This is a genomic window from Micromonospora fulviviridis (assembly GCF_014648395.1).
Classification (GTDB): domain Bacteria; phylum Actinomycetota; class Actinomycetes; order Mycobacteriales; family Micromonosporaceae; genus Micromonospora; species Micromonospora fulviviridis.
The window spans coordinates 26,897-47,565 of record NZ_BMRA01000005.1; the positions used below are offsets into that span (position 1 = coordinate 26,897).

General features: G+C 74.4%; 17 protein-coding genes. 9 read left to right on the top strand and 8 right to left on the bottom strand.

Going from position 1 to position 20,669, the window contains the following annotated elements:
* Positions 1-28: 28 nt before the first annotated feature.
* The gene (locus IEY96_RS14260) at positions 29-883 is read right to left on the bottom strand and encodes a DUF5667 domain-containing protein (RefSeq protein ID WP_189195322.1); all 855 of its coding nucleotides are present in this window, start codon (positions 881-883) and stop codon (positions 29-31) included.
* A gap of 289 nt (positions 884-1,172) precedes the next feature.
* Positions 1,173-2,153 (bottom strand): ECF subfamily RNA polymerase sigma factor, BldN family, encoded by a 981-nt coding sequence (locus IEY96_RS14265; RefSeq protein WP_189195323.1) that lies wholly within the window; start codon positions 2,151-2,153, stop codon positions 1,173-1,175.
* 619 nt (positions 2,154-2,772) lie between these two features.
* Between IEY96_RS14265 and IEY96_RS14270 the strand changes: the two genes are divergently transcribed.
* From IEY96_RS14270 to IEY96_RS14280, 3 genes are read left to right on the top strand one after another with little or no spacing between them, the layout of a single operon-like run.
* Positions 2,773-4,404 (top strand): AMP-binding protein, encoded by a 1,632-nt coding sequence (locus IEY96_RS14270; RefSeq protein ID WP_189195324.1) that lies wholly within the window; start codon positions 2,773-2,775, stop codon positions 4,402-4,404.
* Positions 4,394-4,648, top strand: coding sequence for a glutaredoxin family protein (locus IEY96_RS14275; protein ID WP_189195325.1), 255 nt, complete (start codon positions 4,394-4,396; stop codon positions 4,646-4,648). Before IEY96_RS14270 ends, IEY96_RS14275 begins: the two co-directional genes overlap by 11 nt.
* A 20-nt stretch (positions 4,649-4,668) precedes the next feature.
* Entirely contained in the window at positions 4,669-5,316 is a 648-nt protein-coding gene (locus tag IEY96_RS14280; protein ID WP_189195326.1) for an HAD family hydrolase, read from the top strand.
* A gap of 15 nt (positions 5,317-5,331) precedes the next feature.
* Here the strand turns inward: IEY96_RS14280 and IEY96_RS14285 are convergent, their stop codons facing one another.
* Both IEY96_RS14285 and IEY96_RS14290 read right to left on the bottom strand, forming a co-directional pair.
* The gene (locus IEY96_RS14285; RefSeq protein ID WP_189195327.1) at positions 5,332-5,994 is read right to left on the bottom strand and encodes a response regulator; all 663 of its coding nucleotides are present in this window, start codon (positions 5,992-5,994) and stop codon (positions 5,332-5,334) included.
* Positions 5,995-6,092: 98 nt separating this feature from the next.
* Positions 6,093-7,397 (bottom strand): sensor histidine kinase, encoded by a 1,305-nt coding sequence (locus IEY96_RS14290; RefSeq protein ID WP_189195328.1) that lies wholly within the window; start codon positions 7,395-7,397, stop codon positions 6,093-6,095.
* 412 nt (positions 7,398-7,809) lie between these two features.
* Here IEY96_RS14290 and IEY96_RS14295 point away from each other — a divergent pair, with 412 nt between their 5' ends.
* The 5 genes from IEY96_RS14295 to hemB are packed head-to-tail and all read left to right on the top strand — an operon-like array spanning position 7,810 to position 13,444.
* Positions 7,810-8,547 carry a redox-sensing transcriptional repressor Rex gene (locus tag IEY96_RS14295; protein ID WP_189195329.1) on the top strand — a complete coding sequence of 246 codons (738 nt, stop codon included), beginning with the start codon at positions 7,810-7,812 and terminating at the stop codon, positions 8,545-8,547.
* On the top strand, positions 8,544-9,905 hold the full coding sequence (locus IEY96_RS14300) for a glutamyl-tRNA reductase (RefSeq protein ID WP_189195330.1): 1,362 nt from the start codon (positions 8,544-8,546) through the stop codon (positions 9,903-9,905). The genes IEY96_RS14295 and IEY96_RS14300 overlap by 4 nt, the downstream gene beginning before the upstream one ends.
* Complete coding sequence (hemC, locus tag IEY96_RS14305; protein WP_189195331.1) at positions 9,902-10,870, top strand: hydroxymethylbilane synthase; 969 nt, start codon at positions 9,902-9,904, stop codon at positions 10,868-10,870. Before IEY96_RS14300 ends, hemC begins: the two co-directional genes overlap by 4 nt.
* A complete protein-coding gene (locus tag IEY96_RS14310) occupies positions 10,867-12,447 on the top strand; it encodes a bifunctional uroporphyrinogen-III C-methyltransferase/uroporphyrinogen-III synthase (protein WP_189195332.1) in 1,581 nt (526 codons plus the stop codon). Before hemC ends, IEY96_RS14310 begins: the two co-directional genes overlap by 4 nt.
* Before the next feature lie 13 nt (positions 12,448-12,460).
* Positions 12,461-13,444 (top strand): porphobilinogen synthase, encoded by a 984-nt coding sequence (hemB, locus tag IEY96_RS14315; protein WP_189195333.1) that lies wholly within the window; start codon positions 12,461-12,463, stop codon positions 13,442-13,444.
* Here the strand turns inward: hemB and IEY96_RS14320 are convergent.
* Both IEY96_RS14320 and IEY96_RS14325 read right to left on the bottom strand, forming a co-directional pair.
* The gene (locus IEY96_RS14320; protein ID WP_189195334.1) at positions 13,438-14,604 is read right to left on the bottom strand and encodes a hypothetical protein; all 1,167 of its coding nucleotides are present in this window, start codon (positions 14,602-14,604) and stop codon (positions 13,438-13,440) included. The two genes, hemB and IEY96_RS14320, sit on opposite strands and share 7 nt — an antisense overlap.
* A gap of 2 nt (positions 14,605-14,606) precedes the next feature.
* Complete coding sequence (locus IEY96_RS14325) at positions 14,607-15,140, bottom strand: RNA polymerase sigma factor (protein ID WP_189195335.1); 534 nt, start codon at positions 15,138-15,140, stop codon at positions 14,607-14,609.
* Positions 15,141-15,645: 505 nt separating this feature from the next.
* Between IEY96_RS14325 and IEY96_RS14330 the strand changes: the two genes are divergently transcribed.
* A complete protein-coding gene (locus IEY96_RS14330) occupies positions 15,646-16,218 on the top strand; it encodes a helix-turn-helix domain-containing protein (RefSeq protein ID WP_189195336.1) in 573 nt (190 codons plus the stop codon).
* 33 nt (positions 16,219-16,251) lie between these two features.
* On the opposite strand, the gene IEY96_RS14335 is transcribed toward IEY96_RS14330, so the two are convergent.
* A complete protein-coding gene (locus IEY96_RS14335) occupies positions 16,252-19,524 on the bottom strand; it encodes a lamin tail domain-containing protein (RefSeq protein WP_189195337.1) in 3,273 nt (1,090 codons plus the stop codon).
* A 94-nt stretch (positions 19,525-19,618) separates the two neighbouring features.
* Positions 19,619-20,635 (bottom strand): GNAT family N-acetyltransferase, encoded by a 1,017-nt coding sequence (locus IEY96_RS14340; protein WP_189195724.1) that lies wholly within the window; start codon positions 20,633-20,635, stop codon positions 19,619-19,621.
* Positions 20,636-20,669 lie beyond the last annotated feature (34 nt).

A 20,669-nucleotide genomic window follows, 5' to 3' on the forward strand; every position in this document is an offset into this window, starting at 1 on the left:
GTGGCGTGAACGGCTGTTCCGGGCGGGTTCAGCGGTCGCCGGGGCAGGTGGTCGGGGCGGGCCCGAGCGCGTCGCTGGCCGCCGGGGCCGGCAGCCCGCAGGCGATCGCCTCGCGGAGCGCGTCGGCGCGCCGGCCGGCCGCGTCGAGCAGGGCGAGCGAGCGGCGGGTGCGGTCCCGGTCGGCGTGGTCCGACCGGTCGAGCAGCCCGCTGACCGCCCGGCGCTGGCCGCCGAGGAACGTGTCGACGGCGTCCAGCGCCGCGGGGTCGGAGCGCTGCGCGGCCACCGTGGTCAACAGGCGTACGCCCTGCCGGGTGTCGGCGTCCATGTCGTCGAGCACGGCGCTGAAGCCGAGCCGGTCGTCGCGGACCGTGGCGGCCTCGTCGAGCCGGGTCCGGGCGAAGTCGAGGAAGAGCTGGCCCCGGCTGATGTCGGAGCTGGCCAGGGCGAGCTGGGCGCGCTCGGTCGAGCGCTTCATGCCGTAGAGGGCGTCGCCGGGCACCGCGTTCTCGCTGGCGGCGGAGATGCCGGAGAGGGCGATCGCGCCGGCGGCCACGCCGACCAGGATCGCGCCCCGGGCCCGGGCCCGTCGCCCGGTCATCGCCGGCAGCAGGGAACCCCGGACGCCGGTGCCGGTCTTCGCCGGGGCACCCACGCCCTCGCGCTCGGCCGTGGCGACGAGCATCGCCCGCAGTCCGGTGCGGAATTCGCCGTCCACCTCGACGTCGGGCCGGTCGGCGGTGAGCCGCCGGCTCACCGCGACGAGCGCCGCGAGTTCGTCGTCGGACCGGGAACGGACGTGGTGCCGCCGGCCGCCGTTGGCCTCGTCGAGGAGTTGCGCGAAGCGCTCGGCACGCCGACGGGAGAAGAGGTCGCTGTCCACCGCAGGCACCCCCTCTCGCTGGTCACGGCCGCTCTGGCCGTCGTCGTCACCAGCGACCGGTGGCAGCGTGTGGCCGATGTCGACCGGGACGGCCGACCTGACCCACCGGACCGGGTGGCCCGGGGGACGCCGGGACAACCACTGGTCGCACCCGGAGAAACGGTTCGCGCCGGTAGCCGGTTACGGCCCGGTCGGTGGCGAAATCACCAAGAGTGATCGCCGTCACGGGCTTCGGAGGGTGCGCTGGTCCGCGCCCGGGGGCTCGCCGGGCGGGAGGGAACGGGTCGGATCAGGGCTGGAAACCGTCCGGCAGCAGCCGGGCCAGGGCCCGGACCGCCCGGTACTGCAACGCCTTGATGGCGCCCTCGTTCTTGCCCATGGCGCGGGCCGTCTCGGCCACCGAGAAGCCCTGGAGGAAGCGGAGCACGATGCACTCCTGCTGCTCCGGGTTGAGCTGCTTCACGGCGGTGAGCAGGGCGACGTTGGTGATGTGCTCGACCACCGCCGCCTCCGGGCTGCCCTCGGGCCCCCGGTCCTCCCGGTCGGCGTCGAGCACGTCGCCGGTGGTCACCTCCAGCCGGTAGCGGCCGGACTTGAAGTGGTCGGCGACCAGGTTGCGGGCGATGGTGACCAGCCAGGCGCCGAGGTCGCGGCCCTGCCAGGTGAAGCTGCCGATCCGCTTGAGCGCCCGGAGGAACGTGTCGGAGGTGAGGTCCTCGGCGAGCTGGCGGTTGCCGACCCGGAAGTAGACGAACCGGAAGACGGTGTCGACGTACCGGTCGTAGATCAGGCCGAACGCCTCGGCCTCGCCGGCCTGCGCCCGCTCGACCAGTGCCCAGACCTCGGTGGCCGGGTCGGACGGGTCGGGGCGGCTCGGGAAGCCGGTGGCCGGTGCGGCGGTCGCCGGGACGGCCGGCAGCACCGCCGTGTCGGCGGCGGTCACCGCGGGCAGCACGGCGGTCTCGGCGGCTGAGGGCTCGCTGTTCGCCGTCGCCTCACCGCGCCGGCCCTGGGCCGGCATGGTGGGCCGGGACGGGGCGCCGAGCCGGCCGGCGGCGGGCTTCGCGTTGCCCCCGGGCGTCGCGGGGCGCGGCGGCGCCTCGTTGTGGTGTGTGCGGTTGCGGACCCGCCGCCCCTCGCCGCGTACCGCGAGGCCGCGCATTCCGTCGGCGGCCGCCCGTGGAGCGGGCTCCAGGCGTTCGTTGACGGGTGTTCGCTGGGTCGGGCCGGTCACTCCGGCCGGCCGGTCCGCGTAACCGAAGGTGGTCACCGCGCCTCCCCGATCCAGGCGGGGCACGGCCGCACCGGCCGCCGGGGCGTCACGGCGGGACCGGGTACGCCCCGGCCGCGTGCGGCCGTTCCGGGACGTGCCGACGGGCGGCACGTCTCCTTGAGGTGCTGGTCCAATGCGCTCACAGGCACGGGGGCCTCCTCGGGCTGAGGGGTGTCGACTCACGGCAAATGGGGTGAGCCGACCCGAGTGATGATAGGGCCAACGTCACCCGCGCGTGGCAAGTCCGTTACACAGAGCGGAAGTATTTCCGGTCCCGTCGCACAAATGGCGGACCCCTTGTCCGTCGTGTGCGGTTGACTTTCGCGTCGCTACCTGGTCCGGAGTGGAAAGTCCTGGTCGGAGCCAATTTTGTTGCGCCCTCGGCGTGTCGCGGTGGCGGCCCGGCCGGGGCGGTTCCGGCTGCCCGGGCGACCCCGGCGGCCGACCGGTGGAGGGCCCCTTCCCACGTTCGGGAATCCTTCCTGGCGGGGTGGACAGTCCCGCCGGGGGGACCGGGGTCCGGCGTGTCCGATGCGGCCGGCCGTTTGCCCGCCACGCGGCGGGCCCGGCGTTGGGGCGTGGCCGGGCGGACGCGGCTGTGCCAGACTCAGCCACCGTGCAGGACGCAGCCCACAGCTCCGCGCCGAACCTCGCCGACCGGCTCCACCGGACGGCCGCCGTCGACGGTGACCGTCCCGCGCTGCACTGGCGCGACCGGACGCTGACCTGGTCCGCTCTGGACGCCTCGGTGACCGCCACCGCCCGCGCGCTGGCCGCGGCGGTGCCGCCGTCCGCTCCGGACGGCCATCCGCCCCGGGTGGCGATCGCCTTCGGCAACACCCCGGACTTCGTGGTCACCTACCTGGCCGTGCTCCGCGCCTGCCTCGTGGCGGTGCCGGTCAACCCGGGCTTCACCGCCCGGGAGCTACGGCACGTGCTCGCCGACTCCGGGGCCGCCGTGCTGGTCGGCGCGGCCCCGGTGGTCGACCGGGCGCCCACCGGCGACCTGCCCGCGCTCACCGCGGTGCACACCACCCCGCCGGTCGCCGACGGTGACGGGGCGTTTGGCTTTCCGGCCCGGGGCGGGGACGACCTCGCCGTCCTGCTCTACACCTCCGGCACCGAGGGCCGGCCCAAGGGGGCGATGCTGTCGCACCGGGCCCTGGCCGCCAACCACGCCCAGGTCGACCGGATCGATCCGCCGGTGGTCGGCCCCGACGACACCGTGCTGCTCGCCCTGCCGCTCTTCCACGCGTACGGGTTGAACTCCGGGCTCGGGGCCGTGGTGCACCACGGCGCGACCGGGGTGCTGGTCGACGAGCCGGGCCCGACCGGGGCGCTCGACGAGATCGCCCGGCACCGGGTCAGCGTGCTGGTGGGCGTACCGTCGATGTTCCTGGCCTGGGCCGACGCGGCGGGCGACCACCCCGCGGCGCTGGATTCGGTGCGGGTCGCGGTGTGCGGTGCCGCGCCGCTGCCGCCGGCCGTCGGGGCGCGCTTCACCGAGGTCACCGGGCACCCGGTGCACGTCGGGTACGGGCTCACCGAGACCGCCCCGGTGCTCACCTCCACCCTGGTCGGGGGCGAGCCGAAGCCGGGCTCCATCGGCCGCCCGCTGCCCGGCGTCGAGCTGCGCCTGGTCGGGTCGGACGGCGCGGAGCTGTGGCGCGACGGGGTGCCCACGGCCGAGGAGGACGCCGACGAGCTGCACCTCTCCGACGACCCGACGGGCACCGACCCGGGGCAGATCGTGGTGCGCGGCGACAACCTCTTCGACGGCTACTGGCCGGACGGGCGCGGCGGCCCGGACCCGGACGGCTGGTGGCCCACGGGCGACGTGGCGTACGCCGACTCCGACGGTGATCTCTTCCTGGTCGACCGGCTCGGCGAGCTGATCCTGGTCAACGGCTTCAACGTCTACCCGCACGAGGTGGAGCTGGTGCTCCAGGCGCACCCCGGGGTGGCCGAGTCGGCCGTCCTGGGTATGCCGCACCCGCGGACCGGCGAGACTGTCCGGGCGTACGTGGTGCGGGCGGCCGGCTCGACGGTGACGGCGGAGGAGCTGCTCGGCCACTGCGCGCGTAACCTGGCCCGGTTCAAGTGCCCGACCGCCGTCGAGTTCGTCGACGACCTGCCCCACTCGGCGATCGGCAAGGTACGCAAGACCGAGCTCCGCCCCGCGGCGCCCCCGGTGCCCGCGCCCGCGCCGCCGATCGAGATCCGCACGGAGGTATCCGATGTCCAGTGACGCCCGGCTCACCCTGATCACCCGGCCCGACTGCCACCTCTGCGAGGACGCGAAGGCGGCGCTCGACCGGGTGGTGGCGGTGACCGGCGACCGCTGGATCGAGAAGGACGTGACGGGCGACCTGGAGCTGGAACGCGAGTACGGCGACCGGCTGCCGGTGGTGCTGCTCGACGGCAAGGAGCACGGCTACTGGCGGGTCGAGGAGGAGCGGCTGCTGCGGGACCTCACCACCCCGCAGCTCTGAGCGCCCCTTACAGTGCAGCGATGACCGCTGCGCGCCGCCACCTGGTGTGGGACTGGAACGGAACCCTCCTCGACGACCTCGACCTGGTGGTGCGAGCCACCAACGTCGCCTTCGCCAGCGCCGGCGGTCCGGTGGTCACCGCCGACGAGCACCGGGTCCGGTTCCGCCGCCCGATCGCCGACTACTACGCGGAGATGCTCGGCCAGGCGATCGACGACGAGGCGTTCGGCCGGCTCGACCGGATCTTCCACGAGGCGTACCGGGCCGGGTTGACCAGCTGCGCGCTGGCCGCCGACGCCACCGCCGCGATCGCCGCCTGGCCGGGCAGCCAGTCGCTGCTGTCCATGTGGTTCCACGACGAGCTGGTGCCCACGGTGCACACGTACGGGCTGACCCCGCACTTCACCCGGGTGGACGGGCTGCGCGCCGCGGTCGGCGGCGGCCCGAAGGCGGAGTGGCTGGAGAAGCACCTCGCCGAGCTGGGCCTCGACGGCCGTGAGGTGGTGCTGATCGGCGACTCCCTGGACGACGCCGACGCCGCGGCCTCGGTGGGGGCCGCCTGCGTCCTCTACACCGGTGGCCTCTCCGACCCCGCCCGCCTCCGCACCTCCGCCCACCCGGTCGCCGACACCCTCACCCAGGCCGTCGCCCTCGCCCGGGAGTGCTGACCGACGCCCGGTGGCTCAGGCCCGGAGGTGGGTGAGGACGGCCAGCACCCGGCGGTGGTGGTTGGTGGCGTCGGGGGGCAGGTCGAGCTTGGTGAAGATGTTGCGGACGTGCTTCTCGACGGCGCCGTCGCTGACCACCAGGGCACGGGCGATGGCGGTGTTGGAGCGGCCCTCGGCCATGAGAGCGAGCACCTCGCGTTCGCGGGGGGTCAGCTCGGCCAGCGGGTCGTTCCGGCGGCGCCGGACCAGCAGCTGGCTGATCACCTCCGGGTCGAGCACCGTGCCGCCGGCCGCGACCCGGGCCAGCGCGTCCAGGAACTCGTCGATCGCGGCCACCCGGTCCTTGAGCAGGTAGCCGATCCCGCCCCCGCCGGCCCCGCCGCCGGTGGTGGCGAGCAGGTCGTCGGCGTACGACACCTCGACGTACTGGGAGAGCACCAGGACCGGCGTACGCGGCACCCGCCGGCGCGCCTCCACGGCCGCCCGCAGCCCCTCGTCGGTGTGCGACGGCGGCATCCGCACGTCCACCACCGAGACGTCCGGCCGGTGCGCCACCACCGCCTCGACCAGGGCGTCCCCGTCGCCGACGGCGGCTACCACCTCGTGCCCCGACTCGGTGAGCAACCGGACCAGCCCCTCCCGGAGCAGTACGGCGTCGTCCGCGATCACTATCCGCATGGGTCCGGTGTCTACCACGTCCTGGACCCACAGCGCGGCCTCGTTCCGGTCCGGAGCGCCACCGGGCGCCGCGGCGGCCGGATGACGGCCGTCCGGCGTCACCGGGGGAGTTCCGCGTGGATCCGGGTCGGCCCGCCGTTCGGGCTGGCCACCTCCAGGGTCCCCCCGGCGGCCCGGACCCGGTCGGCGATGCCGCTCAGCCCGTGCCCCTTGGCCAGGTGTGCGCCGCCGATCCCGTCGTCGGCGACGGTGATCTCCAGCCGGCCGACCTTCCGGGTCACCTCGACCCGGCAGGCGGCTGCCCGGCTGTGCTTGGAGACGTTGGTCAGCGCCTCGGCCACCACGAAGTACGCGGTGCTCTCCAGCCCCGGGTCGAGCCGCCCGTCGGCGGTGCCCAGCTCGTCGTCGACCACCAGTTCGGTGGGGACCAGGGCACGGGCGGCGAGCGCGGCCAGCGCGCTGGGCAGGCCCCGGTCGACCAGGATCGGCGGGGCGATGCCCCGGGAGAGGGCGCGCAGCTCGTCGAGGGTGTCCCGGGTCTGGCTGACCGCCTCGTCCAGGGTCCGGCGGGCCGCCTCGGGGTCGGCGGCGAGCTGCTGGCGGGCCCGGCTGAGGTCCATGGCGAGGCGGACCAGGCGCTGCTGCGGGCCGTCGTGGATGTCCCGCTCCAGCCGGCGCAGGGCGGACGCCTCGGCGGACGCGGCGGCCCGCTTCTGCTCCTCCAGCGTGGTGATCCGCTGCCGCATCTCGGCCACCCCGGTGAGCAGCGAGTACGCCAGGGCGGCCTGGATCCGGGCGCAGGCCCTGGCCACCAGGGGCAGGGTGAACAGGGCGAACAGCCCGATCGCGGTGTTCAGGGCGACCCGCGCACCGCTCCCGTCGCCCATCCCGAGCAGCTGGCTCAGGTCCTGGTCGCCGGGGCCGCGCGGGATCGCCCAGTCGTACGCGGCGTAGAGCGTGCCGGCGGCGGCCAGCGCCCACCAGACGAGCACCACCACGAAGGTGGGCAGGGTCACCAGCAGCCGGACGAAGGCGTGCAGCAGGTCGAGCCAGGACTGCGGGTCGCGCATCGGGGTCAGGACCCGCCGCCAGAAGCCCGCGCCCCGCTCGGGGGCCAGGTAGATCGGGCGGACCTGGGGCTGGCGCAGCACGGCGGGCAGCCGCAGCCGTTCCAGGTCGGCGAGCCCCCGGGCCGCGTACAGGGTGCCGGCGAGGACCGGCAGGCCGAGCGTGGTGACCAGCAGCCCGGCGGTGAGTGAGATCCCGGCCACGGCCAGGACGAAGCCGACCAGCGCCAGCGGGAGGCCGAAGAGCACGTAGCCGGAGTCGCGCAGGAGCTGGCGGACGAGGCCCCGGACGGGTGTGGTGGGGGTGGGCGCGGCGCCCAGCGGTACGGCGGTCATGCTCCGAGGCTATGGGCCGGGGACGGCCCGACCCATCCCGTGCGCGGGCCTCTCCGGGGTGGGGTTCTCCCTACCTGAGCCGGCGGTGGCACCCCTGCCGGACGTGAGACGCGCCTCTCCCCGACGGTGACACAGCGCTACCGGGCGCGCGCGATTGGTCAGAGAAGTCGGGATTGAGCAATAATCGCCACGCGGCGCCGAGGGAGCTCCGTCTATCGATCTTGTTGGAATGGAGGGGCAGGTGGAGGCGCGTCGCGAGCTTTCAAGATCGCGATTTGTGCACCTCTTCACAAGCGCCTACTCTGTAGTTCCGACGCGCCCTGCTAGCACAGCCGGCAACATCGGTCGCCAGCGGGAGTCCCGGAACGACCGGTCACCGTCGCTGGTCGAGGATCGCACCGCACGGAGTCTCATGAGTCAGCACCGTCACCCTGGCGCGCCCGGCCGAGCCGGTGCCGTGCCGGCGCTCCCGGAACTGCCCGAGGCGACCGTCGCGCGGCTGCCGGAATACCTCCGTGCCCTGCACGCCATCGCCGAGACCGGCCACGAGACGGTCTCCAGCGAGGGGCTGGCCAACGCCGCCGGGGTCAACTCGGCGAAGCTCCGCAAGGACCTCTCCCACCTCGGCTCGTACGGCACCCGGGGCGTCGGCTACGACGTCGCGCTGCTGATCGAGCAGATCGAGTCGGTGCTCGGGCTCACCCAGTGCCGCTCGGTCGCGCTGGTCGGCGTGGGTAATCTCGGTCACGCCCTGGCCGGCTACGACGGCTTCGCCAGCCGCGGCTTCCGGATCGCCGCGCTTCTCGACGCGGACCCGTCCCGGGTCGGCGAGGAGATCAACGGGCTGGTCGTCCGGCACGTCGACGAGCTGCCCCGGGTCGCCGTCGAGGAGTCGATCTCGATCGGCGTGATCGCCACCCCCGCGCCGGCCGCCCAGGCGGTCGCGGATCAGCTCGTGGCGGTCGGCGTGACGAGCATCCTCAACTTCGCGCCCTGCGTACTCTCGGTTCCGGAGGGGGTCGACGTGCGCAAGGTCGACCTCGCCATCGAGCTGCAGATCCTGTCCTTCCACGAGCACCGCAAGGCGTCGCTGACCGCGCTCCCCGGCGGGCTCGCGGCCACCGACACCCAGGAGGCGATCGGCACGTGAAACTGCTCGTCGTCGGCGCGTCCTACCGCACCGCCCCGGTCGCCGCGCTGGAGCAGCTGGCGGTTCCGCCCGCGGACCTCACCCGCACCCTGGACCGCCTGGTCGCCCAGCCGTACGTCGCCGAGGCCGTGCTCGTCTCCACCTGCAACCGGGTCGAGGTGTACGCCGCCGTCTCCGGCTTCCACGGCGGCCTCGGAGACATCTGCGCGGTCCTGGCCGAGCAGGCCGGCGTCCCGCCGGCGGCGCTCGCCGCCCACCTCTACGTGCACTACGACGTCGCCGCCGTGGACCACGTCTTCCGGGTGGCCACCGGGCTCGACTCGATGGTCGTCGGCGAGGCGCAGATCCTCGGCCAGCTCCGCGACGCGTACCACTCGGCCAGCGGCGCCGACTCCGCCGGGCGGCTGCTGCACGAGCTGATGCAGCAGGCGCTGCGGGTGGGCAAGCGCGCCCACGCCGAGACCAACATCGACCGGGCCGGCCAGAGCGTGGTCACCGCCGCCCTCGACCTGGCCGCCGGCCTGCTCGACGGCGGCCTGACCGGCCGGCCCGCCATGGTGGTCGGCGCCGGGGCGATGGGCTCGTTGAGCGTGGCCACCCTCTCCCGGCTGGGCGCCGGCCCGCTCACCGTCACCAACCGGGGCGCCGCGCGGGCCGTCCGGCTGGCCGAGTCGTACGGCGCGGCCGCCGTGCCGATGGCCGAGCTGGTCGACGCGCTCACCACGGTGGACGTCGTGGTGGCCGCCACCGCGGCCACCGAACCGGTCCTCACCCGCGACGTGGTCACCCGGGCGCTGGCCCGCCGGGACGCCGCCCGGGGCCCGCTGGTCCTGCTCGACCTGGCCGTCCCGCGCGACGTCGAGGAGGGCGTCGCCGCCCTGCCCGGCGTCGAGGTGATCGACATCGACCGGATGGCGGCGATCCTCGCCGACGGCCCGGCCGCCGCCGACGCCGCCGAGGTGGCCCGGATCGTGGCCGGCGAGGTCGAGGCGTTCCTGAGCTGGCTGCGCGGCGCCGACGTGGCCCCCACCGTGGCGGCCCTGCGCGGGCGCGCCGACGACGTGGTCACCGCCGAGCTGCGCCGGCTCGCCCAGCGCCGCCCCGAGTTCACCGACGACCAGCGCGCCGAGGTCGCCCGCACGGTGCACCGGGTGGTGCAGCGGCTGCTGCACCAGCCGACCGTCCGGGTCCGCCAGCTCGCCGCCGAGCCCGGCGGCGACCAGTACGCCGCCCTGCTGCGCGAGCTGTTCGACCTCGAGGTCCCGCAGACCTCCCCGGTCGACACCGTCCCCGACGTGGTGGAGGCGGAGATCGCCGTGCCGGCCGACACCACCCCGCTCACCGGAGGTGCGCGATGACCGCCCCCCTGCGCCTCGGCACCCGGGGCAGCGCCCTGGCGATCGCCCAGTCCGGCCATGTCGCCGAGGCCCTCACCGCGGCCACCGGCCGCCCGGTCGAGCTGGTCGAGGTGGTGACCGCCGGCGACCGCTCCACGGCCCCGGTGCACCGGCTCGGCATCGGCGTCTTCGTCTCCGCGCTGCGGGACGCGCTGACCGCCCGGGAGATCGACTTCGCCGTCCACTCGTACAAGGACCTGCCCACCGCGGCGGCGCCCGGCCTGCACATCGCCGCCGTGCCGCAACGGCAGGACCCGCGGGACGCGCTGATCGCCCGGGACGGCCGTACCCTCGCCGAGCTGCCGCCCGGCGCGCGGGTGGGCACCGGCGCGCTGCGCCGCATCGCCCAGCTGCACGCCCTCGGCATGCAGCTGGAGGTCACCCCGATCCGGGGCAACGTCGACACCCGCCTCGGCCGGGTGCTCGGCCCCGACGCCGACCTCGACGCCGTGGTGCTGGCCCGGGCGGGGCTCGCCCGCCTCGGCCGGACCGACGTCATCACCGAGACGCTCGATCCGATGCTGATGCTGCCGGCGCCCGCCCAGGGCGCGCTGGCGGTGGAGTGCCGGATCGACGATCAGGACCTGGTCGAGCTGCTCGGCGTGCTCGACCACGCACCGTCCCGTGCCGCGGTCGTCGCGGAGCGGGCACTGCTGGCCACCCTGGAGGCCGGGTGCAGCGCACCCGTCGCCGCCTACGGCGAACTCGCCGAGGGTGACGCCGGTGAGGAGATCTACCTGCGCGGGGCGGTGATCAGCCCGGACGGTACCCGTGACCTCCGGCTGTCCCGCACCGGAACGCCCGCCGACGCGGCGGAGATCGGCAAGGCACTCGCCGCCGAACTCCTCGAACTCGGCGCCGACTCGATCCTCGGCCAAGAAGGACACGCCGGCCCGGGGACCCAGCAATTTGGGAGCACAGAATGACCCGCACCCGTAAGCCCGTAGGCCGGATCGCGTTCGTCGGGGCCGGCCCCGGCGACCCGGGCCTGCTGACCCGCCGGGCGCTGGACGCCCTGGTCGAGGCCGACCAGGTGGTGTACGACCGGGGAGTCCCCGAGTCGCTGCTCGAACACGTCCGCGCCCAGGCCAGGTCCGACGCCGAGTTCAGCCCCGCCGAGGGTGTGCCGGGGGACGTGGCGAAGGTGCTGATCTCCGCGGCCCGGTCCGGCCAGAACGCCGTGCACCTGGTCGCCGGTGACCCGTTCGGCCACGACTCGGTGGTCAAGGAGGTGCAGGCGGTGGCACGTACCGCCGCGCACTTCGAGGTGGTGCCGGGCGTCGGCCAGGCCGAGGGCGTGGCCACCTACGCCGGCGTGCCGCTGCCCGGGGTACGCACCGCCGCCGACGTCGAGGACGTCACCACGCTGGACTTCGACGCGCTGGCCGCGGCCGTGGCCCGCGGTTCGCTGGCCGTCGCGGTGGACGCGGGTGACCTGGCCGCCATCCGGGACGGCCTGCTGGCCGCCGGCGTGGACGGCGCCACCGCCGTCGGGGTGACCGGCGACGGCACCGGCGAGACGCAGTACACCACCACGTCGACCGTGGACTCGTTCGTCGCGGCGGCGCTCGGCTTCACCGGCCGGGTGGTGCTCACCGTCGGCGCGGGCGTCTCCGACCGCGACAAGCTGAGCTGGTGGGAGAACCGGCCGCTGTACGGCTGGAAGGTGCTGGTCCCCCGCACCAAGGAGCAGGCCGGCGCGATGAGCGCGCGACTGCGCGCGTACGGGGCGATCCCGTGCGAGGTGCCGACCATCGCGGTCGAGCCGCCGCGCACCCCCGCCCAGATGGAGCGGGCGGTCAAGGGCCTGGTCGACGGCCGGTACGCCTGGGTGATCTTCACCTCGGTCAACGCGGTCCGGGCGGTCTGGGAGAAGTTCGCCGAGCACGGCCTGGACGCCCGCCACTTCGGCGGCGTCAAGATCGCCTGCATCGGCGAGGCCACCGCCGAGGCGGTCCGCGCCTTCGGCATCCAGCCGGAGCTGATCCCGTCCGGGGAGCAGTCCTCCGAGGGCCTGCTGGCCGAGTTCTCGCCGCACGACGAGATCCTCGACCCGGTCGGCCGGGTGCTGCTGCCGCGCGCCGACATCGCCACCGAGACCCTGGCCGCCGGGCTCACCGAGCGCGGCTGGGAGGTCGACGACGTGACCGCGTACCGGACCGTCCGGGCCGCGCCGCCGCCGGCCGAGATCCGCGACGCCATCAAGTCGGGCGGGTTCGACGCGGTGCTCTTCACCTCGTCCTCCACCGTCCGGAACCTGGTCGGCATCGCCGGGAAGCCGCACGCGCGTACCGTTGTTGCCGTCATCGGGCCCAAGACGGCGGAGACCGCCACGGAGTTCGGCCTGCGGGTCGACGTGCAGCCGCCGCACGCCTCGGTGCCCGACCTGGTGGAGGCGCTCGCCGCCTACGCCGTCGAGCTGCGCGAGAAGCTCGCCGCCATGCCGGCCAAGCAGCGCCGGGGCTCGAAGGTGCAGGGCCCGACCGCCCTGAGGTTCCGCTGACAGGAGGCCCGTCATGTCGTACCCCGAGATCCGGCCCCGCCGGCTGCGCCGCAACGCGGCCGTGCGGCGGCTGGTCTCCGAGACCCGCGTCGACCCGGCCGAACTGGTCGTGCCGATGTTCGTCAAGGAGGGGCTGACCGAGCCGCGGGCCGTGGCGTCGCTCCCGGGGGTGCTCCAGCACTCCCGGGACTCGCTGCGCAAGGCCGCCGTCGAGGCGGTCCAGGCCGGGGTCGGCGGGATCATGCTCTTCGGGGTGCCGGCGTCGCGGGACGAGACCGGGTCGGGCGGCATCGACCCGGACGGCATCCTCAACGTGGCCATCCGGGACGTGATCGCCGAGGTCGGCGACGCCACCGTGGTGATGAGTGACCTCTGCCTGGACGAGTTCACCTCGCACGGGCACTGTGGCGTGCTCACCCCCGACGGCGCCGTGGACAACGACGCCACCCTGTCGGCGTACGCCCGGATGGCGGTCGCCCAGGCCGACGCCGGGGTCCACGTGGTCGGGCCGTCCGGGATGATGGACGGCCAGGTCGGCGCGGTCCGCCGGGCCCTGGACGCCGCCGGGCACCAGGACGTCTCGGTGCTCGCGTACGCCGTGAAGTACGCCTCCGCCTTCTTCGGCCCGTTCCGCGACGCCGTGGAGTCGGCGCTCGAGGGCGACCGGCGCACCTACCAGCAGGACCCGGCGAACCTGCGGGAGTCGCTGCGCGAGGTCGCGCTGGACGTGGCCGAGGGCGCCGACATGGTGATGGTCAAGCCCGCCCTGCCCTACCTCGACGTGGTGGCGGCGGTCCGGGCCGCGGTCGACGTCCCGGTCGCCGCCTACCAGGTCTCCGGCGAGTACGCGACGGTCGAGGCGGCCGCCGCGAACGGCTGGATCGACCGCGAGCGGGTGATCATGGAGACGCTCACCTCGATCCGCCGGGCCGGGGCGCAGATCATCCTCACCTACTGGGCGGTCGAGGCGGCCCAGTTGCTCCGCCAGCGCTACTGAACGCTGACGGTCACCACCCGGGCCAGCTCCGCCACGCGATAGACCTTCCGGGGCGGGTCCGGTAGCTGCGCCCACACCACGCGGACGGTGGTGTCGTCGACCCAGGCGGCACCCCAGGTCCCGCCGCCCGTCAGGCCGTAGGTCGGGCTGGCCGTCCCGAGCGGCTGGTCGGCCCGGAGCTGCCCGGTAGCGGTGTCCAGGATCGCCAGCCGGTAATCGAGGTTCCGACCGTTCGGGCGGCGGTAGGGGACCGCGACGAGGCTGCCGTCCGGGGAGAGCCGGACCGACGGGGCACAGTCCCCGGCCACCGTCAGCCGCGACAGCCGGCTCCCACCGGCCAGCCGGCGTACGTCGAGCTGGCAGCGGGTCATGTCGGCCGGGCCGGTCACCGACACCACGCGGCCGGCCGTCACGTCGGCCTCACGGAACGGCAGCTCGCCGTCGACCTTCGTCGGCACCCGGATCAGGGTCTTCTCCCGGCCGGTGGTCAGCTCGTGGGACACCAGGCCCACCCCGTCCCGGACCAGGTAGGCGTACCGTGCGTCGGCGCCGGCCAGTCCGAGGGCCTGGCCCCTGACCCGGATCTCCCGGCTGACCTCGACGCGTCCGTCCGCGCTGAGCACCGTGAGCTTGATGGAGAGGCCGGCCACGTCCGGGCCGTCCGTCCGCCGCACGCCGGGCATGAGGTCGGTGAGCTTGAGGCCGACCAGCCGTCCGTCGGGCAGCGCCACGGTCTCCTGCCAGCCGGCGGGGACCCGGTGCCGGACCACCGAGCCGTCGCTGCGCAGCTCGTCCGCGGCGCCGCCGATCAGGCCGATCTCCGGGCCGGCCCGGTGCGGTCGCACGGTGCCGCCATCGCCGCTCAGCAGCAGCCGCTGGGCCGGCGCGGGGGTCGGCGGCGGCGAGCCGGGAACGGTCGGCGACGGCGACGGCGACGGCGCGGCCAGCGGCGCGGCCGGCCGGTGGTCGCCGACGAGCAGCGGCACGGTACCGCCGGTGAGCGCGACCAGGACCACCAGGCCCGCCACGGCCGTCGCGGTCCGCCGACGTCGGCGGGCGCGGGCGCGGCCGCGGACCGTCGCCAGGTCCGCCGGGTACGGCGCGGTCGCGCGAGCGGCGCGGTGAACCAGCTCGGCCACGTCCTCGGGTACGACGTCCACGGTCACTCCTCCTCGGCCAGCGCGGCCCGCAGCTCGGCCAGCCCCCGGGAGAGGCGGCTGCGGACGGTGCCCTCGGTCAGGTCCAACACGGCAGCGGTCTCGGCGGTGGAGAGGTCCAGCAGCACCCGGCAGACGATCACGGTGCGCCGGCTCACGGGCAGCAGTTCCAGGGCCGACCGGGCGGCCAGCCCGGCGGGATCCGGGGCGGCTGTCGCCGGGTGCCGGTCCTCGGCCGGTGGCCGTTCCCGGCGTACCTTCCGCCACCAGGAGGTGGCCCAGTTCAGCCCGACCCGGAAGACCCAGCCACCGGGGTTGTCCAGCCGGCGCACCCGGTCCCACCGGGCGTACGCCCGGGCCATCGCCTCGTCGGTCGCCTCCCGGGCGACCGCGGTGTCCCCGACGGACAGCGCGAGGGCGCGGTGGATCCGGTCCACATGGTCTCGATAGAACTGCTCGAACGGCAGGTGCGAGGACGTGTCGCGGTCGCGCGGCAACACGTCCGGCGGACCGGCCGGCGCCGGGGGGTGGCTTCCCATGTCCGGTACACGCTCCGAGGGCGGCTTTCGTTCCCGGATCGTGGCGGGGATGGAATGACCGGTAGTCGCATCGGAGCCCGTCGGCTCGGTGCGGCGCGGGACAGGTGGCCGTGCATGGTCACTGTGCGTTCCGTGGATCCGTGCCCCCGACCCTTGCCCGCGCCCCGCTTTGCTCTGCAGCCATCGGCGCAGCGGCAACCCTCCGTGTCCGTTGCCCATATGGCTGCAGAGCAAAGCGGGGTGGAGCGGGTAGGGCGACCACGACGAACGTGTCGTCTTCGCCCGGATTGCGGCCCTCCATAGGCCGAGTTGCTCGAACAGGGACCGACGGCGACTCACGTTGAGTGACCCTCTGCCTTCATTACTTTCAGTAGCGATTTCGGGCTACAGGGCCGGGATGCGGACGGATCATCGGCGTGGCGCGGCCTGTCCACAGCCACCTTGGTTGTCCACAGCCGGACCGGTCGGGGTTGCCGCGTTCCGGGCACGGGGCGAGTGTGGCCGCATGAGCGCCCCCGCCACCCCCGACGAGCCGGCGGTCACGACCGATGAGCCTGTCGAGCCGCCCACGATGCTCACCGACCCCTTCGACATCCCCTGGCCCGCCCCGGGCATCGTCCGGGCGGTCCGCCGCCGGGCCGACGCCAGCCAGCGGGAGCTCGCCCGCGTTGCCCGGGTCCATCCGTCGACCATCGGGCGGATCGAGGCCGGCACGCTGACCCCGAGCATCGCCATGCTGCGTCGGATCATCGGCGTGGCCGGGTTCCGTCTCGCCGTGGTCGACGAGTTCGGCCGGGTGCTTGCGCCGATGCGGGACCGCGACGACCTGCGAGACGGCGCCGACCGCCGATATCCGTCCCACCTCGACGTGATCGCCGACCCGGAGCCGGGGGAGTGGTGGGCCGACCTCTACGGGCTGGCCCGCCCGCCGGAGACCTTCTACCGGGACCGGGCATACCGCGACGCCCTCCGTCGGCGCAGCCAGTGGGAGGTGCGGGTGGCCAAGTACCGGGGCGTACCGCCGCCGCGGGACCCGCAGCGATGCGGATACCGCAACGGCCCGTCGTCCGGCTGGTGAGCCGGGCGACGGGCCGCTGCGCGGACCGGATCGTCAGTCGTCGTCGCGGATGGTGCCGACGCCGACCGGGTCGGCGAGCCGGAGGCCCGGCACGCCCGCCACGTACAGCTTGAGCTGCTCGTCCGCCTCGCGCTTCCGGTCACCGCGGACGGTCACCGGGAAGGTCAGCGAGGTCTGGCCGGCGGCCAGGGTCTTGCAGCCCACGTACGGGTCGTAGTCCGACCCGGCCTGCGCAGTGGTGCCGTAGGTGGTGGCGCAGAGCAGGGCCGGCTCCGAGAGCGGGCGGGAGACGGTCACCGTGAACGTCATGGTGCTGTCGCCCTTGTCGCCCTCGGCCACCGCCGCGTCGGAGACGCTCAGCGACGCGCGGGAGAGGAACCGGGCCACCTGCGGGTCGTGGTCGCTGGCCCCGCGGTCACCCAGGCCCTCGGCGTCGGTGGGGTAGTCGGCGTTGATGTGCGCCGTGCGTACCTGCACCAGGTCCTCGTGCAGCGGGTCGTTGACGAAGAGGTTGTCCAGCGTCTGCGCCTGGCCGTCGTAGGTGTACGAGTACGCCGCCGCCGGCACATCCGCCACCAGGTCGTCCCACAGGTTGTGCAGGCCGGCCTGGTACAGCGGGGCGAGCTGGTCCGACGGCGTCGGGTTCGCCGCCGTGGCGATCGGGTCGTCCGGACGCGGGAAGACGTTCAGGTCACCGCCGTAGATCACCCGCGCGTTCGGGTCGGCCGCCTCGACGGCCTGCACCAGCGCCGCCCCGTACGCGGCCTGCTCCCGCCGCTGCCCGACCCGGCTGTCCGGCCCGGACGAGAAGTGGTTGGTGGCCGCCCAGAGCGTGAAGTGCTCGGTCGAGCCGGGCGCCGCCGCCACGGTGAACCTGGCCAGCTGGACGGCCCGGGTGTAGACGTTGCTGCCGTCCACCCCGGTCGAGCGGTCCACGTCGGCCGGCAGCACGGCGTTGAACCCCTTCGGGTTCTGCACGTCCGCGTTCGACGGCAGGGCCGCCGAGCGGTACTGCACGGTCGGCGCCGAGCCCAGCAGCGGGTCGCCGGCGCTCGCCTCGGCCAGCGTCAGCCGGTCGGTGCGGTAGAGGAACGCCGAGGCGATGCCCCGGGCGTCCGCGCCGGTCCGGTCGTACGCCGCCGCGTAGGCGGGGCCGCCGTTGGCCGCGATGGCCAGCGCCAGCTCCTGGACCGTGTCCGGCGCGCCGTCGGCGTTGTTCGTGTCGCCGCAGACCAGCTTGCCGTCGGTCACCGCGCAGATGTCCTGGTCCTCGGCCTCCTGCACGAGCAGCAGGTCCGGGCTGTGCAGGGCACCGATGATCTGCCGGGCCTGTACACCCAGCTTCTCGGTGTACGCCGCCTCGCTGGCCGGCACGTAGTCGAACGGCGGGCTGACCCCGGGGCAACCCGAGTTGCCGGCGAAGTCGCAGCCGTCGAACGGGTCGTCCCGGTAGTCGTACAGGTTCTCGACGTTGTAGGTGGCGACCGCGACCTCGCTGCCCCGGTCGGCCGGCTGCGGCGGGTTGTTCTCCGCCGGGTCCGCGCCGCCGGTCAGGGTGAGCTGCTCGGGCTGCACGCTGTACTTGCTGAACGCGTACGAGATGGCGCCGTAGGCGTCCTCGGTCAGCGTGTCGTAGGTGCGGGCCTCGGGCAGCAGCGCGGTCGAGTCCCCGGCGGTCGCCTTCACGCCGCCGGCGCCCAGCAGGATCCGCTGGTTGTTGCCGTTGTCGAAGAGCGTGCCCGGGATGTCGTCCAGCGGGTGCGCGTCCCGGAACACCCGGCGGGCGTACGGGTCGGACCGCTTCATGATCGGGTCCTCGCGGTCCAGCACGTAGACCTCCGAGTCCAGGGTGGACGCGAAGATGTGCCGCGGGGCGGAGACCCCGCTGCCGGAGCGGACCCGCATCCGCTCGCCCTCGTGCCGCTCCCAGAACAGGCCGGCGGCGGCCGCGTCGGCCGGGGGCCGGGCGTCGTCCACGCGGACGGAGGTGTCCACGTCCAGCCCGGAGTCGAGCTTGCGCACCAGGGAGGCGCTGGAGAGCTGGGTCTGGTTGAAGTACTCGGAGACCCGGCCGCGCAGCACCACCTCGTCGCCGACGGTCGGTGCGTAGCCGCCGATCAGCGTGGTGAACGAGCCCATGAAGACGAAGATGCCGTCCGAGGTGAGCGGGTCGCCGTCCTCGGCGCCGGTGCGGCTCTGCAGGTAGAAGCCCCACTGGTCGGCCCCCGCGGAGGTGCGGGTCAGCGACTTCTGGGTGATCACACCCCGCACGTCGTAGAGCGTGGAGCTGGTGCCGTTGCCGCTGGCCGGGGCGAGCGGCGACCGGTCAGTGCGGCCGTTCTCGTCATCACCGGTGCGGCCCTGCACCTCGCCGACCGACAGCACGGCGGTGGCCTGCACGGTCAGCGTGCAGGTCGCGGTGCCGCCCTCGGCGTCGGTCGAGGTCACGGTGACCGAGTAGGCGCCGGCCGGGAGGCCGGTGGCGGTCAGCGTGGCGGTCGCCGTGCCGCCGGCCGCGGTGGCCGGGGTGAACGCGGTACGGCTGATCGAGCCGCTCGCCGGCGCCGGGTTGACCGCGGTGACCGCGAGGTCGGTGACGGTGTCGTCGGCGTCGGTGGCGGTGACCTCGCGGGTCGCGGTGGCGCCGGCCTCCAGCGTCAGCGTGCCGCCGCAGGTCAGCGTCGGCGCCTGGTCGACCGGGCCGCCGCCGTCGATGCTGTGACTGCCCAGCCCGTCGAAGGTGTCGCTGGCGAAGCCCGCCCACTGGATGGCCGGGTCGAACGGGTCGGTCGGCTCGGTGTCGCCGGCGCTCACCGAGGGCAGCCGCCGCAGGGTGTTGTCCGCGGTGCTGGTGAGCCCGGTGCCCCACTCGGAGCCGGGATCGACGCCGACCTGGCCGATCGAGTCGACCACGGTCGTGCCCTTGCGCAGCACGATCGCGTCGTCGCCGTTGTAGAGCGAGCCGCCGTACGTCTGGTCGGCCTGAGCGAGGATCGTGGGCGCGGCCGTCGACGCGGCGAAGACGAAGGCGTCACCGGCGGCGACCGTGCCGGTCAGCGGCACGTTGGTCGAGGTGGTGGCGCCGTTGAAGTAGAGCTGGAGCTGGTAGCCGGAGGCCGCCAGGTCGATCGGGGCGCCGGTGCCGTTGTAGAGCTCGACGGCCTTGTTGTTGGACGAGCCCTCTACGTACTCGGAGATGAACAGGTCGGTGGGCGCGGCGCTGGCCGCGGGGGGTGCGATCCCGATGGCCGTGACGGAGACGGCGGCGGTGGTCGCGAGCGCGGCGAGGGTGCGGCGCGGGCGCATGAAGCCTCCACGATGGGTGGACAGGAACTAACGCACGTTAAGTGCCGTTACGGTCCGCCGTCCATCCCCCGGGCAGCCGTTTGGTGAATATCCGTCAGCGTGGGCTGTCGAGCCGGTGCACCAGCTCGGCCACGTCCACGCTGTATTCGCACCAGTCCCGGTCGGGGCGGTAGCCCAGCTCCGCGTTGACCTTCAGCATCGCCTCGTTGGCCTGCGCGTTCCAGGTCTGCACCTCGGCCAGCTCGGGCTCCGCGGACCGCAGCTCCAGCAGCATCCGGGCCTTGATGGCCCGGTCGATGCCGTAGCCCCGGTGGTCGCGGACCACGATGGTGTCGTACTGGTCGGCCCGGGTCGGGTGCTGCGCCGGCACCACCACCTCGGTCAGCCCGGCCACCTCGCCGGTCTGTTCGTGCAGGGCCAGCACGATGTAGGGCTTCATGCCCCGCCGGTGCAGCGTGTCGAGGCTCTCCCGCAGCCGCTGCGGGTCATAGGAGCTGGGCCGCAGCTCGCCGTCGTCCACGTCCCGCACCTCGGCCTTGGCCCGCGCGTACGCCTCGATCAGGTCGTCCGGCGGCCCGCCCGGGCAGAACTCGACGTGGTAGCCGGCACCCACCTCGGTGGCCATCTCGGCCAGCGCCGGCCACTCCACCGCGCCCAGGTCGAGCACGCTGCGGGTCTCGACGTATTCCTTCGTGAAGCCGAGCGCCTCGTAGAACGCCACGGCCGGGGTGTCGCCGACCACCTCCACACCGATCGACTGGAAGCCCTCGTCCCAGACCCGGCGGGCGGCCACCCGGACCAGCTCACGGCCGAGCCCGCTGCGCCGCAGTGTCGGGTGCACCAGCACCTCCAGCACACCGATGCCGCCGAGGAGCAGCACGTTGACGTGACCGAGCATCCGCCCGGGGGTGCCGTCGGCGGCGGGGTCGGCCTCGGCGACCCAGGAGATCCGGCGCTCGCCCGGCATCACCTCGGAGAGGTATTCCCGCAGGGAGCTCTCCCGCCAGGGCGGATCCTGCGGCAGGTCGGCCGCCAGCACCGCGTTGAGCGTGTCCAGCAGCGACGCGATCTCGGCGGACGACGCGGTCCGAGGGTCCCACTCGCGCACCATCACCCGTCTAGCTTGCCGTCAACGGCTGCCCGGG

Coding starts and splice junctions, on each gene's coding strand:
- IEY96_RS14280 (WP_189195326.1), top strand. CDS start 4,669: ATGACCGCTGCGCGCCGCCACCTGGTGTGGGACTGGAACGGAACCCTC.
- IEY96_RS14290 (WP_189195328.1), bottom strand. CDS start 7,397: ATGACCGCCGTACCGCTGGGCGCCGCGCCCACCCCCACCACACCCGTC.
- IEY96_RS14275 (WP_189195325.1), top strand. CDS start 4,394: ATGTCCAGTGACGCCCGGCTCACCCTGATCACCCGGCCCGACTGCCAC.
- IEY96_RS14310 (WP_189195332.1), top strand. CDS start 10,867: ATGACCCGCACCCGTAAGCCCGTAGGCCGGATCGCGTTCGTCGGGGCC.
- IEY96_RS14285 (WP_189195327.1), bottom strand. CDS start 5,994: ATGCGGATAGTGATCGCGGACGACGCCGTACTGCTCCGGGAGGGGCTG.
- hemC (WP_189195331.1), top strand. CDS start 9,902: ATGACCGCCCCCCTGCGCCTCGGCACCCGGGGCAGCGCCCTGGCGATC.
- IEY96_RS14340 (WP_189195724.1), bottom strand. CDS start 20,635: ATGGTGCGCGAGTGGGACCCTCGGACCGCGTCGTCCGCCGAGATCGCG.
- IEY96_RS14335 (WP_189195337.1), bottom strand. CDS start 19,524: ATGCGCCCGCGCCGCACCCTCGCCGCGCTCGCGACCACCGCCGCCGTC.
- hemB (WP_189195333.1), top strand. CDS start 12,461: ATGTCGTACCCCGAGATCCGGCCCCGCCGGCTGCGCCGCAACGCGGCC.
- IEY96_RS14295 (WP_189195329.1), top strand. CDS start 7,810: ATGAGTCAGCACCGTCACCCTGGCGCGCCCGGCCGAGCCGGTGCCGTG.
- IEY96_RS14325 (WP_189195335.1), bottom strand. CDS start 15,140: ATGGGAAGCCACCCCCCGGCGCCGGCCGGTCCGCCGGACGTGTTGCCG.
- IEY96_RS14330 (WP_189195336.1), top strand. CDS start 15,646: ATGAGCGCCCCCGCCACCCCCGACGAGCCGGCGGTCACGACCGATGAG.